Annotated in this window: 11 protein-coding genes; 7 read left to right on the top strand and 4 right to left on the bottom strand. The window is 71.3% G+C overall.

The genetic code is table 11. From position 1 onward, the window contains the following. Window positions 1-107 precede the first annotated feature (107 nt). On the top strand, window positions 108-1,085 hold the full coding sequence (locus tag MYMAC_RS08625; protein WP_095957725.1) for a fatty acid desaturase: 978 nt from the start codon (window positions 108-110) through the stop codon (window positions 1,083-1,085). Here the strand turns inward: MYMAC_RS08625 and MYMAC_RS08620 are convergent. Genes MYMAC_RS08620 through MYMAC_RS08605 form a run of 4 tightly spaced genes read right to left on the bottom strand, consistent with a single transcriptional unit; the run spans window position 1,082 to window position 5,762 of the window. Beyond that, window positions 1,082-2,248 (bottom strand): pyridoxal phosphate-dependent aminotransferase, encoded by a 1,167-nt coding sequence (locus MYMAC_RS08620; protein WP_095957724.1) that lies wholly within the window; start codon window positions 2,246-2,248, stop codon window positions 1,082-1,084. The two genes, MYMAC_RS08625 and MYMAC_RS08620, sit on opposite strands and share 4 nt — an antisense overlap. Before the next feature lie 18 nt (window positions 2,249-2,266). Beyond that, complete coding sequence (locus MYMAC_RS08615; RefSeq protein ID WP_095957723.1) at window positions 2,267-3,766, bottom strand: class I SAM-dependent methyltransferase; 1,500 nt, start codon at window positions 3,764-3,766, stop codon at window positions 2,267-2,269. A 20-nt stretch (window positions 3,767-3,786) separates the two neighbouring features. Then, entirely contained in the window at window positions 3,787-4,812 is a 1,026-nt protein-coding gene (locus MYMAC_RS08610; protein WP_095957722.1) for an ABC transporter permease, read from the bottom strand. Further along, window positions 4,812-5,762 carry an ABC transporter ATP-binding protein gene (locus tag MYMAC_RS08605; RefSeq protein WP_013935257.1) on the bottom strand — a complete coding sequence of 317 codons (951 nt, stop codon included), beginning with the start codon at window positions 5,760-5,762 and terminating at the stop codon, window positions 4,812-4,814. Before MYMAC_RS08605 ends, MYMAC_RS08610 begins: the two co-directional genes overlap by 1 nt. 115 nt (window positions 5,763-5,877) lie before the next feature. Between MYMAC_RS08605 and MYMAC_RS08600 the strand changes: the two genes are divergently transcribed. From MYMAC_RS08600 to MYMAC_RS08575, 6 genes are all read left to right on the top strand, one after another. Next, window positions 5,878-6,699: a lysophospholipid acyltransferase family protein gene (locus MYMAC_RS08600; protein WP_095957721.1), complete on the top strand. Its 822-nt coding sequence runs from the start codon at window positions 5,878-5,880 to the stop codon at window positions 6,697-6,699. Next, window positions 6,696-7,634 carry an NAD-dependent epimerase/dehydratase family protein gene (locus tag MYMAC_RS08595; protein WP_095957720.1) on the top strand — a complete coding sequence of 313 codons (939 nt, stop codon included), beginning with the start codon at window positions 6,696-6,698 and terminating at the stop codon, window positions 7,632-7,634. Before MYMAC_RS08600 ends, MYMAC_RS08595 begins: the two co-directional genes overlap by 4 nt. Before the next feature lie 46 nt (window positions 7,635-7,680). Beyond that, entirely contained in the window at window positions 7,681-9,264 is a 1,584-nt protein-coding gene (mhpA, locus tag MYMAC_RS08590; RefSeq protein WP_095957719.1) for a bifunctional 3-(3-hydroxy-phenyl)propionate/3-hydroxycinnamic acid hydroxylase MhpA, read from the top strand. 194 nt (window positions 9,265-9,458) lie between these two features. Next, window positions 9,459-10,682 (top strand): endonuclease domain-containing protein, encoded by a 1,224-nt coding sequence (locus MYMAC_RS08585; RefSeq protein WP_095957718.1) that lies wholly within the window; start codon window positions 9,459-9,461, stop codon window positions 10,680-10,682. Further along, window positions 10,669-11,670, top strand: a complete 1,002-nt coding sequence (locus tag MYMAC_RS08580) for a hypothetical protein (protein ID WP_095957717.1) — start codon at window positions 10,669-10,671, stop codon at window positions 11,668-11,670. Before MYMAC_RS08585 ends, MYMAC_RS08580 begins: the two co-directional genes overlap by 14 nt. A gap of 20 nt (window positions 11,671-11,690) precedes the next feature. Beyond that, window positions 11,691-15,215: an ATP-binding protein gene (locus MYMAC_RS08575; RefSeq protein WP_095957716.1), complete on the top strand. Its 3,525-nt coding sequence runs from the start codon at window positions 11,691-11,693 to the stop codon at window positions 15,213-15,215. Window positions 15,216-15,676 lie beyond the last annotated feature (461 nt).

The raw sequence follows: 15,676 nt of genomic DNA, 5'->3' as shown, positions 1-15,676 counted from the left end.
CATCTGACACAGCGCGATACGTCTCAGGGCCTCCTCGCCTTGCCCAGAGGGGTGTGCCCGGCTAGCGTTCACCCGTCCGCCCCCCCTCGCCCCCGAAAGGCCTTTCCGTGAGCGCCGCGCTCCAGGAGGACAGCGACGCCCAGCCGTCTTCGGCCGCCCGGCCCGTCCGAGGCGTACACCCGGCCTCCATCGCCGCGAGGCTCCGCGCCGAATACGCGCGAGAGGTCGCCGCGCTCGGCTACCACGCGCACTCGGTGCCGGGGGCGTTGGCCCACCTGGCGCTGCACCTGGGCCTGGCCGTGGCCGTGGCGGCGGCCTTCGAGCTGCTGCTGTCACACGCCCCGAGGGCCGCGTGGCTCGGCTACCCCCTGGTCGCCTTCCTCATCGCGACGCGCTTTCGCGCGGTGGGCAACATGCTCCACGAGGCGTGTCACGGCATGCTCGTGCGCGGCAAGCGACACAACCGGAACCTGGGGCACCTGCTGGCGGTGCTCGACCTGACGGCGCTGGACCCGTACCGGCGGGACCACTTCACCCACCACCTGCACCTGGGGGACGCGCAGAAGGACCTGGACTTCCAGCCGCGCCGCCGCTTCGGCTTCGCGGACCCGGGCCGGCCCTTCGTGAAGTCGCACCTGCTGCGGCCCCTGCTGCTCATCCACCTGCCCGCGTTCATCCGCCCGGTGCTGTTCCACCGCGAGGACCCGGCCTGGGTGACGCTGACGCGGTGGGCCTTCATCGGGGGGCTGCTCGCGGTGGCGCACTTCGCCGTGGGTTGGGACGTCTTCCTGCGCGCCTACCTCGTGCCCTACTTCGTCGCCTACCAGGTCATCCGCTACTGGTCGGACGCGGTGGACCACGCGGGCATCATCTCCTCCGCGGACGAGTTCCACCGCTCCCGCAACCACGTCTTCGCGTGGGGCTGGCTCAACCGGCTGCTCTTCCCACGCAATGACGAGTACCACCTCACGCACCACCTCTTCCCGGCGGTGCCCACGCCCTTCCAGGGGCGCGTGCACCGGCTGCTGCTGCGCGACGCGGAGTACGCCGCGCGCGACCATGCCTTCTCCGCGCTGACGCGTTAGCGCGCCGTGGCGCGCTCAATGGCCTCCAGGGCCTCGGGGAAGCGCTCGGGCGAGATGCCCAACCCCAGCCGGAAGCCGTGCCCCCGCGCCAGCGGGTGCGTGCCCTCCGGCGACCCCGCCTCCATGGCGCTCAGCGGCAGGACGAACACGCCCGCGTCCGACAAGGCCTTGAGCAGCGCCTCCGCGCCGGCGTCGTCCCGGGCCTCCCGCAGGCCGATGCAGGTGACGAGCCCGCCGCGCGGCGCCACGCCGTAGACGCCCCGCGAGCGCTCCAGGAAGGCCGCGAGCGTGGCGCGGTTGCGCAGCCAGTCCTCGCGCGCGCGGCTCAGCGCCGGGCTGTTCAAGTCCCGCAGCACCTCGCGCGCCACCCACTCCGTCACCGGGTTCACGGTGTGCGTCGTGTAGTTCTTCTCGTTCTGCATCCGCGCCAGCATGGCCGTGTCGCCCACCGTCCAGCCGATGCGCAGCCCCGGGCAGCCCAGGCACTTGATGAAGGAGCCGGTGACGAAGTGGCGCGGGCCCGGCCGGTACACGGACGCGCCCAGCACGGAGGTCTCCGAGGACAGGAAGCGGTAGTGCTCGTCCCCCACCACCGTGGCGCCCGTCCGCTCCGCCCACCGGTCCACCGCCGCCAGCAACTCCGCGTCCAGCACCAGGCCGCTGGGGTTGTGCGGGTTGTTGATGATGACGGTGTCGGGCTGCTCGCGCTCCAGCCGCTCCAGCCACAGGTCCGCGTCCACGGACGGAACGCCGCGCGTGTCCCAGCACACGGGCAGCCGCACCACCTCCGCGCCCTGCCGCTGGGGCAGCTCGTAGAGGAGCTGGAAGGCGGGCCAGGCCAGGGCCACCTTGCGTGGGCGGAGCTGGCGGAAGAGCAGCAGCAGCGCCTCGCTGGTGCCGGTGGTGATGAGGACGTTGTCGCGGGTGGCGCCCGGGTGCATCGCCGCCACCGCGTCGCGCAGGTCCGCGCGGCCCCAGTTGGGGCTGTCGTTGAGGGGCGTGGAGAGGAACACCTCGGCGGCGCGCTCGGCGCTGACGCCCGAGCCGAGGAGCAGCTCGCCCACGGTGACGGGGCGTCCACCGGACTCCCCCAGGTTGAAGCGCGCGGTGAAGCGCGAGCCCTCCAGGTAGTCCTCCATGAAGAAGGTACGCAGCGGTTCCATGATGCTCCCGAAAAGGAATCAGGCGGCGGGGGCGGCGGCCGGCCACGCGACGTCGCCCCGGTGGGCGATGACGACCTGCTGGATGGGCATGTCGAAGCCACGCGCCTGCGTGAGGCCCACCGGCCCCAGCAGCGCGCGGAACTCCGGCAGCGACAGCACGTCCCCCTCGTTCGTCACGTAGCGGCGCAGCGCGAAGTAGAGCGCGTCCAGCGGACCGTCGCGCCGGTCCGTCAGCAGGTAGCCGGAGATGAGCAGCAGCCCGCCGGGACGCAGCGCCCGGGCCAGCCGCGCGAAGAAGCCGGGCAGCTCCGCTGACGGCAGCGCGGGGATGATTTGCGGCAGCAGGATGACGTCGAAGCGGGACTCGCCGTAGTCCACCGAGAGGCAGTCCCCCGCCCACAGCTCGGAGCGGGCCTCCAGCTTCAGCTTCGCCAGGTGGGGGCGCACCGCGTCCAGCACGTGGGGCGAATCCAGGTACGTCACGTGCGACGTGGGGTCCGCCAACCCGAAGGCCGCGCCCCACACGCCCGAGCCCGTGCCCACGTCCAGCACCCGCGCCTGTGCCAGCGGCCGCATCGAGCGCACCAGCGCCGCGGCCTGCCGGCTCAGCCGCAGGTGCGAGGCGAAGATGCTGGAGATGCGCGAGGCGTTCTCCTGGTAGATGCGCCGCGCCGTCTCCGGGTCGCGCAGGTCCAACCGGAAGCGCTGCTCGCGCACCGCCTCGTCCAGGTGCCCCAGCGCCTCCCAGTAGGCCATGGTCGCCGGCAGCGCCCGCTGGAAGTACGGCAGGCTCTGGGCGTCCAGCGCGCGGCCCGCGGCCTCGGTGAAGCCCCAGCCCGCGTCATGGGCCTGGGCAATGCCCATGGCCGCCAGGGCGCCGAGCAGCACCTCCAGCGCCTCGGCGGAAGCGCCCACGTCCCGCGCCAGCGCGTCCAGCGTGACGGGCCCACGCACCAGGCGGGCCAGCACGTCCAGCTCCCCGGCCGCCACCAGCGCCAGGGTGCGCGCGGGGTTCCGGGCGAAGCGGTCATGGAAGTCCCGGGCCTCCGCGCTCGGGGTGGAGGGAGGCGGCGCCAGGAACAGCGCGCGGTACCACCCGAGCACGTCCCACGTCCCTCCGCCCCACGCCACGGGGCCGCCAGCGCGCACGGCCTGGGACAGCAGCGCCAGCGGGTGCCACCAGCGCCTCGCCTCCCGCAGTTTCGCGGTGAAGGCCTCATCCCGGAGGAAGGCCGCGGTCGCCGCGGGCAGCGAGTAGCCCTTCCCGTCCTCCAGGTGGACGAAGCCGAGCGCCACCAGCGGCTCGACGACGGAGCGCGTCCCCCGCCAGGTGCCCCCCACCCGCTTCGCGAGCGCATCCAGAGGCACCGGCGCGCCCGCGCCCGTCTCCGGAAGGTGTCCGAAGAGGCCGAGCGAGAAGGCGGCCTGGAGCGCCGCGGCCTCGTTGCTGGCGTCTCGCGCGTGGAAGTTGAGCTGTTGGACGAAGGCGGGCGACGGCGCGGAAACAGGCTGTGACACGAAGCAGCGCTCCTTGACGGCTACGTCCAGCGGAACCAGCGAAGGGCCAGCACCAATGGCACGACGGTCCACACGGCCAGCACCAGCATGGGCGGGCCCAGCGACGCCAGGCCCGCGCCCTCCAGCATGACGGCCCGCAGCGAGTCATTGATGGCCGTGAGCGGCAGGGCCCGGATGACGGGCTGCAACCAGGAGGGGAAGTTCCCGGACGCGAAGAAGACGCCGGAGACGAACATCATCGGCAGCGAGACGAGGTTGACGAGCCCGCCCACCGCCTCCTCCGTCCGCGCGCGGGTGGCCACCAACACGCCCACCGAGGCGAAGCACATCGCCCCGGCGAGCCCCACGAGCGTCAGCGTGAAGTAGCTGCCGAACATGGGCACGCTGAAGAGCCAGCGCGCGAAGGCGCAGAAGAAGAGAATCTCCGCCAGCGCGAACCCCACGCGCGCCAGCAAGTAGGACATGAAGAAGTGGGAGCGCCGCATGGGCGTGGCGGCCAGCCGCTTGAGCAGCTTGCCTCCGCGCATCGCCACCAGCGAGCCCGCCACCACCCACAGGCTGCTGGACATCAGCGACAGGCCCAGCAACCCGGGGATGAGGAAGTCGACGTAGCGGTTGCCCGGCTCGGACACCGGCGTGGCCTTCATCACTTCGGGAGCGGGGGTGCCCTCCGGCGCCGCGAGCGCCTGCGCCACCAGGAGCCGCGCGGTGCGGCCCTCTGGCTGGCTGGGGTCCACCAGCGCCTCCGGCACCGCGCCCGGCAGCAGCACCAGGGAGAGCTGCCCGCGCGCCAGCCGCCGCCGGGCGGAGACCTCATCCGCGACCTCGGCGGACAGCTCCGGCACGCCCTCCAGCTTCGCCACCAGGGCCTGCGCGCCCGCCCCGTCCGCCACGGCGACGCGCACCGGGCCCAGGGCGTCGTTCCGGAACGCCAGCCCCAGGAACAGCGTGGTGACGACGGGGAAGACGAACGTCCAGAACACCACCTCGGGCTGCCGCATCACCATGCGCAGCCGCATCAACACCAACTGGCCCAGGGCGCTCATCAGGCCGCCTTCTCTTCCGCGGACTCGCGCAGGGAGCGGCCCGTCATGTCGATGAAGACGTCATCCAGCGTGGGACGCCGGGTGGACAGGTGCAGGAGCTGGCCGCCCGCCGCGGAGATTTCGCGCAGCACCTCCGGCAGCGCCAGGTGCAGCTCCCGCACGCGCAGGGTGATGCGGCTGGCGTGCCGCTGGGCGGCCACCACCGCCGGCAGCGGGCGCAGCCGCTCCAGGTCGGGCGCTGGCGCCGCCTCCAGCTCGATGACCTGCTCGGCGCCCAGCGAGGTGATGATGTCCCGCGGCGTCCCGCGCGCAATCACCCGGCCCCGGTCGATGATGACCAGCCGGTCGCACAGCACCTCGGCCTCATCCATGTAATGCGTGGTCAACACCACGGTGCAACCGCGCGCCTTGAGCTGCGCCACCACGTCCCACAACGCGCGGCGGGACTGGGGGTCCAGGCCCGTGGTGGGCTCGTCCAGGAAGAGCACCTCCGGGTCGCCCGCCAGGCCCAGCGCCAGCGCCAGCCGCTGCTTCTGGCCGCCAGACAGCTTGCCCACCCGGGCATGGCGCTTCTCGCCCAGTTGCACCAGCCCGATGAGCGCCTCGACCTCCAGGGGGCGGGGGTAGAAGGAGGTGAACAGCCGGACCATCTCCTCCACCGTGAGCTGGTCCACCAGCCGCGTCTCCTGGAGCGTCATGCCAATGCGCTCCCGCAGGGCCGCCGCGTCCTTCTCCCAGCGCAGGCCCAGCAGCCGCACCTCTCCCGAGGTGGCCGTCTGGAGGCCCTCGAGGATTTCCACGGTGGTCGTCTTGCCCGCGCCGTTGGGGCCCAGGAGGCCCACGCACTCGCCGCGGCGGATGTCCAGGTCGACTCCGTCCACGGCGGTGACGTCGCCGAAGCGCTTGACCAATCCCTTCACCTCGATGGCGAGTTCGTCCTGGTGTGTCATGGCTGGGGGGCTTGGGGGGCGCGCGAGCGAGTATGGCTCAACACCCGGCCGGTGCCCAACGAACCCGGCGTGGAAAGCGGCGGGGCCGGGCACGGCGGGGTGCTACGGTGCCGCCGTGGCCCTGACCGACTCATTGGAAGCCCGGGTGGACCGGCTGGAATTGCCGTTCAACGAATTCGGCGTCGACCCGTACGGCATCTCCAAGTCTCACGTGAAACATGCGCTGCGCGTCTTCGGCGCCATCTACCGCTACTACTTCCGCGTGCGCTGCTACGGCGTGGAGCACATCCCCCCGCGGGGCCGCGGAATGCTCGTGGGCAACCACTCCGGCGGCGTGGCGGTGGACGGCGCCATGGTGCTGACGTCCACCATGCTGGAGATGGACCCGCCCCGGCTGGCGCAGGGCATGGTGGAGCGCTTCCTCCACAACTTCCCCGTGTCCTCGCTGTGGGCCAGCCGCACCGGGCAGTTCATCGGGTTGCCCGAGCACGCCAGGCGGCTGCTGGAAGACGACCGGCTGCTGATGATCTTCCCCGAGGGCGCGCGCGGCACGGCCAAGCTCTACAACGAGCGCTACTCCCTGGTGGACTTCGGCACCGGCTTCGTCCGCCTGGCCCTCCAGACGCGCTCGCCCATCATCCCCTTCGCGTTCCTGGGTGGCGGCTCGGCCGTCCCCACGGTGTTCAACGCGTACACGCTGGGCAAGCTGCTCGGCGTGCCCTACGTCCCGTTGACGCCCTACCTGTTGCCGCTGCCCCTGCCGGTGCAGTTGGAAATCCATTACGGCGAGCCGCTCGTCTTCCACGGCACCGGGGACGAGGAGGACCACGTCATCGAGGGCTATGTGGAGAAGGTGAAGCAGCGCATCGCGGGGCTCATCGAGCGCGGCCGCGCGCAGCGGCACAGTCGGCGGCTGGGGAGGAACCTGCTGCCATGAGGGTGCTGATTCCAGGCATCTCCGGAGGCATCGCCCGCCAGCTCGCGCTGCACCTGCACGCGCGCGGACATCAGGTGGCGGGCATCGACACCCGGCCCTGGGCGGAGGCCCACGCGGCCGGCATCCAGGTGTACCGGGGCGACGTGCGCAAGCGCGCCGCGGAGGACGTCTTCCGCCGCTGGCGCCCCGAGGCCGTGGTGCACATGGCCACCGTCACCGCCTTCACCGTGCCGGGCAAGGAGCGCGGGCGCATCAACCTGGACGGCACCAAGGCGGTGTTCGACCACTGCGCGGCCCACGGCGTGAAGCAGGTCCTCTTCGTGGGGCGGCACACCTTCTACGGCGCCGCGCCGGACTCGCCGCTGTACCACTCCGAGGACGAGCCGCCCCGCGCGCTGGAGGCGATTCCCGAGCTGGCGGACCTGGTGGCCGCCGACCTGTACGCGGCGACCGCGCTGTGGCGCCTGCCGAAGATGACCACGGCCGTGCTGCGGCTGCCCTACACCCTGGGGGCCCCCGGCACCGGCACGCTGTCCTCCTTCCTCAAGGGCCGGCGCGTGCCCCTGGTGCTCGGGTACGACCCGCTGTTCCACGTCCTGCAGGAGGAGGACGTGGTGACGGCGTTGACGCTGGCGCTGGAGAAGCAGGTCCGGGGCATCTTCAACGTGGCCGGCCCGCCGCCGATTCCGCTGTCCGTCATCGTCCGGGAGACGGGGCGCACCGCGGTGCCATTGCCCGCGCCGCTGCTGTCGCTGCTGCTGGGCCGGGCGGGCCTCCCCCGCCTGTCGGTGGGCGCGCTGGACCACCTGCGCTTCCCCATCGTCGTGGACAACCGCCGCCTCCTGGACGCCACGGGCTTCGAGTACCGCCACAGCGTGGCGGACACGCTGCGCATCTACCGCGAATCGGCGCCCATCCTCCCCGCGGGGGCCTAGAGACGTTAGACTTCTCCCCAGCGGACCTGCTTCCGGGGGGAAGTCCATGTCGGCGGACATCGAGGAAGTGGATGTGGTCATCGCGGGGGCTGGCCCGGTGGGCGTGCTCACCGCCAACCTCCTGGGACTCCAGGGTGTGCGCGTGCTCGTCCTGGAACGGGAGGCCGCGCCACACGGCCAGCCGCGGGCCTTCTCCTGTGACGACGAGGCCCTGCGCATCTACCAGGCCGCCGGCCTCCTGGACGCGCTGAAGCCGGACCTGCGCCAGGGCCGCCACGTCACCTTCACCGGCGTGGGCGGCCAGCCCATTGCCCGGCTCCCCCTGGGCGAGGTGGACTTCGGCTACGGCTACACGCCCGTCTGGTTCTTCCACCAGCCGCTGCTGGAGAAGGCCCTGCGCGAGGGGCTCGGGCGCTTCGCCGGCACCGAGCTGCGCACCGGCACGGACGTGGAGTCGCTGGAGCAGGACGGCGCGGGCGTCACCGTGTGCTACCGCACGTCCCCTTCGGGCGAGCGGCGCCGGGTGCGCGCCCGCTACCTGGTGGCGTGTGACGGTGGGCGGAGCACGGTCCGCGCGCTGCTCGGCATCCCCATGGAGGGGCGCGGGGAGCAGGAGCCGTGGATTGCCATCTGTGGCACCGTGGCGGACGAGGACGCGCATCCCGAGTGTCACGTCGTCTGCGACCCGGTCCGCCCCGGCTTCGTCGGGCGAGGGCCCTTGGGGCGCTTCCGCTGGGAGTTCCGCCTGCGCCTGGGCGAGACGGGCGAGGAGATGACGCAGCCCGGCACGATTCGCCGCCTGATTGGGCCCTATGTGAATCCGGACCGGGTGACGGTGGAGCGCGCGCAGCTCTACCGCTTCCACTCGCTGGTGGCGCGGCGCTGGCAGGTGGGCCGGACCTTCCTGGCGGGTGACGCGGCCCACCAGCTCCCGCCCTTCATGGGCCAGGGCCTGGTGTCGGGCCTGCGAGACGCGGCGAACCTCGCGTGGAAGCTGGCCTGGGTGATTCAGGGCCGCGCCCCCGAGGCCCTGCTGGACACCTATGCGGTGGAGCGCCGTCCGCACGTGCGCGCCCTGCTCGACGCCACCGCGCGGCTGGGCGCGGTGTTCACCTCGCGCAGCACGCCCATGGCCTGGGTCCGGGACACGGTGCTCCGGGGCCTCCAGGCCATTCCCGCCGCGCGCCGCTTCGTGGAGGGCGTCCAGTTCAAGCCGGCGCCGTCCATTGAAGAAGGATGGCTGCTGGGAGGCCGCCGCTCGGGCCGCAGGGCCGCGGAGGGCAGCTACCTTCCGCAGCCTCGCGTGCGCCGCGCGTCCGGCGAGGAGCGCCTGCTGGATGACAGCCTCGGCTCCGGCTTCGCGGTGCTGAGCCGGGGCGGCAGCCCGGGGACGGAGGTGGCTCGCGAGCTGGCCGAGTCCCTGGGCGCCCGCGCCGTCACCGTGCGCTCCGCGGGGGTGCCGGGGGTGGACGTGGACAGCGTGGAGGACCACACCGGCAGGCTGTCGGAGTGGTTCCGGGAGCATGGCGCGGACGTGGCCGTGGTGCGGCCGGACCGCTTCGTCTTCGGCGCGGTGCCGCTGGCCCGGATGCCCGAGCTGCGCGCGGCGCTGGGTGTCGAAGAGGCGTGAGTCATTGACACGCATATCAGGAATTGCAGACACGGGGGTCCAAAAGACCTCTGGGATGTGATGTCTGACTCGCCCGAGCACAATGCGTTGCGTCTGTCCATACCTCCCCCGGGGGTTGCAACGAAGTCCGGGAGGGGAGCAGGCTTCCAACCCGCCGTGATGGCAGACATCCACGCGACCTTGGGGGAAATGGCTTGCAGCCGACACTGGATGCCGCGCTTCTCGACGCGCTGGACCGCCACGCCCGGAGACGCGCGCAAGGCATTGCAACGCTGAGCACGCTCGTCGGGCCACCGGAGCGGGCGCTGCGTGTCTGGACAGAATGGCTTCAGCGCCGGGGCCAGAGCGTCGTCCTCGTGGACGGCGACGACGTGCGGGCGGTCGTCTCCGCGTGGGCGGCGGCGATCGCCAGGGAGCGGGACCTGGTGGGGGACGCGGAGGCGTTCGTCGCTCGCTCACAGCCCCAGGGGCAGGCCCGGATGCTCCAGTTCCGGGGCAAGACGGCGCACCAGCGGCGGGTGTTGATGGAAGGCCTGACGCCTCCGCAGGGCCAGTCCGCGGCCTGGGAGCTGTGCCGGGCCCTCCTGGAGAGCCCCGTCTCGACGCCGTCCGGTGCCCTCCCGGACGTGGTCGGCCAGGCCATCGGCCGAGCGCCGCTGCCGGCCCTCCAGGCGTTGATGGCCATGGTGCCCGCCGCCAACACGCCGGCCCTGCGCGTCCGGTCCAGCGCCTCCGACTTCCGAGCGCTCAGGACCGCCGCGGCGCTGTGCTCCGCGGCCCCCGCGCTCACCACGGGCTGCGTGCTCTCCACCGAGGTCCTCGCCGAGCACCTCCGGCGCGAGGAGTCGCATGCCCTCGCCATGCTGCGGGAGGGCCGGCTGGACCTGGCGGAGCCGGCGCCCGACGAGGATGCCCCCGAGTTCCCCGAAGCGGTGGTGGCCTCCACGGCCGCCCGGCTCCGGCAAGAGGGCTCGTCCGCGCAGGTGGTCGCGCTCTACGAATCAGCGGTGCGCACCATCGCCTCCGCCTCCCGTGAAGCCAATGGCCGCGCGCGGAGCGAGGCGGAGCGCTTCCTGCACGCCCGGCTCCAGGAGCATGCCCCCACCCGGGGCCTCTTCGTCCTCAATGACACGTTGGACCTGGGTGACGGTGGCCGGGCGCTGGAGGTGGACCTGCTCTGCAGGGCGCTGCACCTGGCCGTGGAGATTGACGGCTACTTCCACTTCCGCAGCCCGGATGGCTTCCGCCGGGACCGGCGCAAGGACGTCGCCCTCCAGCGCGCGGGCTACTGGGTGGTCCGCTTCCTCGCGGACGACGTGGTGACGCGGCTGGAAGAGATTCTGGAAACACTCGACACGTTGATTGCCACCCGCAGGGGTGAGCTCACCGGGAAGGACGCATCGAATGGGAAGCGCTGAGCAGCGGCTGTCAGGCATTGCCTTGTCCTGGCTCATGACGCGCGGTGAGCGGCGTGGGACGCGCAAGGAACTGGAGGCGGCGCTCCGGCCCTTCGTGGAGCACCGGCTCAGCCGCTCGGAATGGAAAGCCCGCTTCGAGTCATTGCTGGAGTCGCTGCTGGGCGGTGGGACGGTGGCCCTGCGCGGACGCAGCGGCCTGGAGCTGACGCCCACGGGGCGGACGGCCGTGCTGCGCTTCCTCCACCTGGACCAGCCGCCGCGCGGGCTGACGTGGCAGAAGCTGAAGGCGACCCACCTGGTGGCGCTCAGCCTGGACCTGCCGGCCTCGAAGGCCGTGGTGGCGCGGATGAAGGACGCGGACGGCGTTCGCGCCGCCGCGCTCCAGCGACAGCACGGACTGGATGCCGAGGAAGGTCTCACGCTGGCGCAGACGCGGGACCGGCTCTTGTGGCGGGAGCTCGGTGTCGAGACGGACCGGCCCTTCACCTTGAGCGCGGTGCAGGCGCACTTGCTCGGGAAGATGCTGGACACGGAGACGAAGGACCCGCGCAAGGGCGTGGAGCAGTTGGCGGCCCGTGCGGCCGGCGCCTCCCGCGCGGACGCGGAGGTCGTGAGGCTGTCGCTGCTGCGGCGGTTCGCTGTCGCGCAGGCAGACGACGCTTCCGAGGATGAACCGGAGGTCCGAGCGGCGCCGGGCTCGGAGGCGCAGGCTGCCCCGGCCGCCTTCGCCGAGCGCGTGCTGTCGGTCGCCCGCGACCTGCCCACGGGCCGCTTCGGCGCGAACAAGGTCTTCATCTCCCACGTGTGGAAGGCCCTCCAACCCGAGTGGCGCACCCGCGAGGCCTTCAACGCGGCGCTCCTGGAAGCCAACCGCACCCGCCTGTTGTCCCTGACGCGCGCGGACCTCGTGTCCGCCATGGATCCGAAGGACGTGGCCGAATCCGAGGTCCAGTCCTTCGGCGCCAGCTTCCACTTCGTTGTCGTCTAGCCCGAACCCAGGAGCGCCCCGTGGCCAACGACCCCCGTCTCGAACCCTTCCTCGACGATTCCCGCGAGGTCTTCACCAGCGTCGAACAAGGCCAGCACATCTGGCAGGCGGACCCGTACGACGTGGAGACCCTCAACGCGCCGGCACGACGGGCCTTCAAGCGGCTGCTCGACAAGGCCTCGTCAGACTCGCCTCCGAGCGCCGGCAAACTGCTGCTCCTGCTCGGTGAGTCAGGCAGCGGCAAGACGCACCTGGTTCGTGCCTTCCGGAACACCGCCCACGGGCAGCGCCAGGGCTTCGTCGGCTACATGCCGATGACCGTCGACGTGACGCAGTACGACCGCTACATCCTGTCCAACCTCATCGACTCCCTGGACAAGCCCTTCGATGAGGCGGGCGACGATGACGACAGCGGGCTGATGCACCTGTCGGATGCACTGATGGCCCAGTGCACCAGCGCCTACGCGCTGCACCTCAAGGATGAGCAGATCCTGGAGGGCGAGGAGCTGCACGGCACCATCCGGGTCGTGGCGGACGAGCTGCTGATGGACCCGCGCTTCCGGGACGTGGAAGTCGACCTGCTGCGCGCCCTCATCTACCTGCATCGGAGAGATCCCCGCCTCAACCGCCGCATCTTCCACTGGCTGCGCTGCGAGAGCCTGTCCGAGGCGGACCAGCGCGTCATCGGCAACCTCATTCCCCGGACCGCCGACGACGCACCGGCGCGAATGGTGGAGCACCTGGGGCGCCTGATGGGCGGCCTGGGACAGGCGCTCGTGCTGTGCGTGGACCAGGTCGAGGACGTCAGCGACTTCGAGCAGCGTCCGCAGATGGAGAACTCCTTCCGGCGCGCGATGAACAGCCTCGCGGCCATCGCGAGCAAGGTGCCTCGCGCGGTCGTGGTCTTCTGCTGCCTCACGGACTATTGGGTGAAGATGAAGCCCCTGCTCAACCGGAGCACGGTGGACCGCATCGAGAACGACCCAGAGCCCGTGATGCTCGAGGCCACGGTCACCGCCGACACGGCCCGGGACCTCGCGGCGCGCCGACTGCAAGCCCTGTTCGAGCAGCGTGGGTTCACGCTCTCCCCGTCGGACCCGACCTGGCCCATTCCCGCGGACGGCTTCGAGGTGCTTGGCGGGCACCGCGCCCGTGACGTCCTGAACGAGTGCCGCCGCTACCGCGACCGGGCCATCCAGGACGGCAAGCTGCCCGCGAGCTTCCCGCTGCAGCGCCCCCAGGAGCTGGGGAAGCCCCACACCCCGGCGGAGCCGCGGCACCAGGTCCTGAAGCCGGACATGGACCAACTGTGGACGGACTTCCGCGCCACCTTGCGCATCGACCCGCCCGAGGAGCCCGCGGATGTCGCCGAGCTGCTGGCCTGGGCCATCGAGGCGGGAAGCAAGGAGCTCGGCGACGCCAGGCGCTTCGACGTCAAGCCCAAGGAAAAGGAGATGCTGGACGTCCAGCTCCATCCGGAAGGGAGCAGGCTCCTCATCGCGCTGTGCGAAAAGGACTCGCGAGGCGGCGGCCTCGGCAAGCAGATGACCGAAGCCCTCAAGAAGGCCTCGGGGAAGACCCCCGTCATCGTGCGGACCACGGACTTCCCTCCCGCTCGGCCCGGCGGTGTCATCGCCGAGCAACTGGGCGCGCTGCTCCGCAAGGGCGGACGGCGGGTCGTCGTCGGAGACACCGAGCTTCGGGACCTCATGGCCCTGCGCACCTTCCGCGAGAAGCACGCGGGCGAGGCCGCGCTCACGGAATGGAGCCGGACGGCACGCCCCATCACCCGGCTCAAGTCCGTGGGCGACATGCTGGGACTGGAGAAGCCGGACACCACGCCTCCGTCCCCTGGAACGAAGGCTCCAAACAAGCCCGCGCTCAAGAACGGTGGCGCGTCGCCCATGGGCAATGTCGGCGCCAGGAGCACCGCCACGAAGGCGCAGTCGGAGCTGTTCGCCAGCCCGCGAACGCAGCCTGATGGGGCCCCCCTCGCGCCCGACGTCCTCTCCGGAGCGAAGTCCAAACCCTCGACGCGTGCCGAAACGAGTGCCCGGGAAGCGAGGGACCTGCGCGAACACCGCGAGCCCGCCGTCTCGCAAGGGCACCAGCACGGCAGCGCCGAGCTCCTGGCGGAGGACCCGCTGACGGGCATCACCGTCGAGTCGCAGATGCTGACGGGACACACCCTGACACCGCCGCGGGGACTGAAAGCCACCATCGGTTTCAAGGGCAACGAGCCAACAGCCGCCTCGCCCCCCTCCGCGCGCCCCACGGAGACACTCACGGGCCCCATGCGGATTGGTACCTCCGAAGGTGTGTTCAGCCAGGTCGTGACGGTGGAGCCCTCCGAGCTGACCCGCCACAGCGCCTTCCTGGGCACCACCGGCAGCGGCAAGACGACACTGGCGCTCAACGTCCTGGAGCAACTGCTCCTCCGAGGCATTCCGGCCATCCTCGTCGACCGGAAGGGAGACCTCGCCGCCTACGCGCGGGAGCTGTCCTGGGAGGAGCACCTGGACGACCCCGCCCTCATCGAGCGACGCCGCCTGCTGCGGGAGCGGGTCGAGGTCGCGCTCTACACGCCAGGCCGCTCCGACGGACGGCCGCTGGCCATCCCGGTGATTCCCCGCGGCCTCGAAAGCCAGTCACCCGAAGAGCGTGAACAGGGAGTGCAGCAAGCCGCGGACGCCATCGCGGGCATGCTCGAATACAAGACCAGTCCCAACGACAAGGCGGCCCGAGCACTGCTCACCCAGGCCTTGCGCCTGCTGGTCCAGCGGCCACCGGGAAGCGAGTTGACGCTGGAAATGGTCCAGAAGTTCGTCGCGGAACAGGACGAGTCGCTCAGGCAGGAGACGGGGGGCCTGCCGCCCAAGACCTTCGCCAAGCTCGCTCAGGACCTTGAAGTGCTTCGGCTCGACCTTCGCCCTCTGATGGCCACGGGCGGTGAACGGCTGGACATGAATGAGCTGCTCGGGCTCGGCGCCGCGCGCAAGCCGGGCAAGACGCGCTTGAGCATCATCAGCACCAAGTACCTGGGGGACCTCAACCGCATCCGCTTCTGGGTGTCACAACTGCTGCTGGAAGCGAACCGCTGGACCAGCCAGCACCCCGCTTCCAAGCTCCAGGCCGTCGTGCTCTTCGACGAAGCCGACATCTACCTTCCCGCGACGAGCAAGCCCGCGACGAAGCAGCCGATGGAGAACCTCCTCAAGCGTGCGCGCTCGGCGGGGCTGGGCGTCATGCTGGGCACGCAGAGCCCGGGTGACCTGGATTACAAGTGCCGGGAGAACGTGCGCACCTGGTTCGTCGGCGGGGTGAAGGAAGACAACGCCCTGAAAAAGCTCAAGCCCATGTTCACCGAGGCCCGGATCGACGCCGAGACCCGACTCCCCGGCCAGAAGCCGGGCCAGTTCCATGTCCTGCGCGAGGGGAAGGTCCAACAACTGAGGGCGGACCGCTCCGCGATTCGCACCGATCAACTCTCCGAGGACGACATCCTCAAGGAGGCCCGCCGCACGCTGGAGCGCAGCTCAGAGTGAGCCCTGCCCCGGGGGCCCGTCATGGAGGCGCGGCGGACAGGACGAACGTTGATTCCATCCTGCATGCCCAGCCTGGGGCCTCCATTGAGGAGGCAGCGTGGAAGGAACGCTCATTCCACCGGAACCGGCCCAGCCCGGGCCGTCCGTGGACGTGGCGGGCTGGACGGAACGCTCATTCCATCCTCGCCCCCTGGCTGAGAGGCCCTTCCGTCGGCGAAGTGCCGTAATAGGAACGGCCATTCCACCCTGGCAAGCGAGCCGGAGCCCTCCGTAGGCGTGACTTCGTGGATGGAACGTTCATTCCACCAACCTCCGGCCCGGTAGCGCTCCCGAGACGTGGCAACCTGGACGGAACGTTCATTCCGCCCGAGCCACCCGGCCCGGGGCGCTCAACCTCAGCGGCCTGGACGGAACGTTCCTTCCAGGCGGCGGCCGGCGCGGTTCCTGGTATCAAGCGCCTC

The sequence above is a fragment of the Corallococcus macrosporus DSM 14697 genome (genome assembly GCF_002305895.1).
In the GTDB taxonomy this organism is placed as follows: domain Bacteria; phylum Myxococcota; class Myxococcia; order Myxococcales; family Myxococcaceae; genus Myxococcus; species Myxococcus macrosporus.
This window is presented reverse-complemented; position numbering and strand designations above follow the sequence as displayed.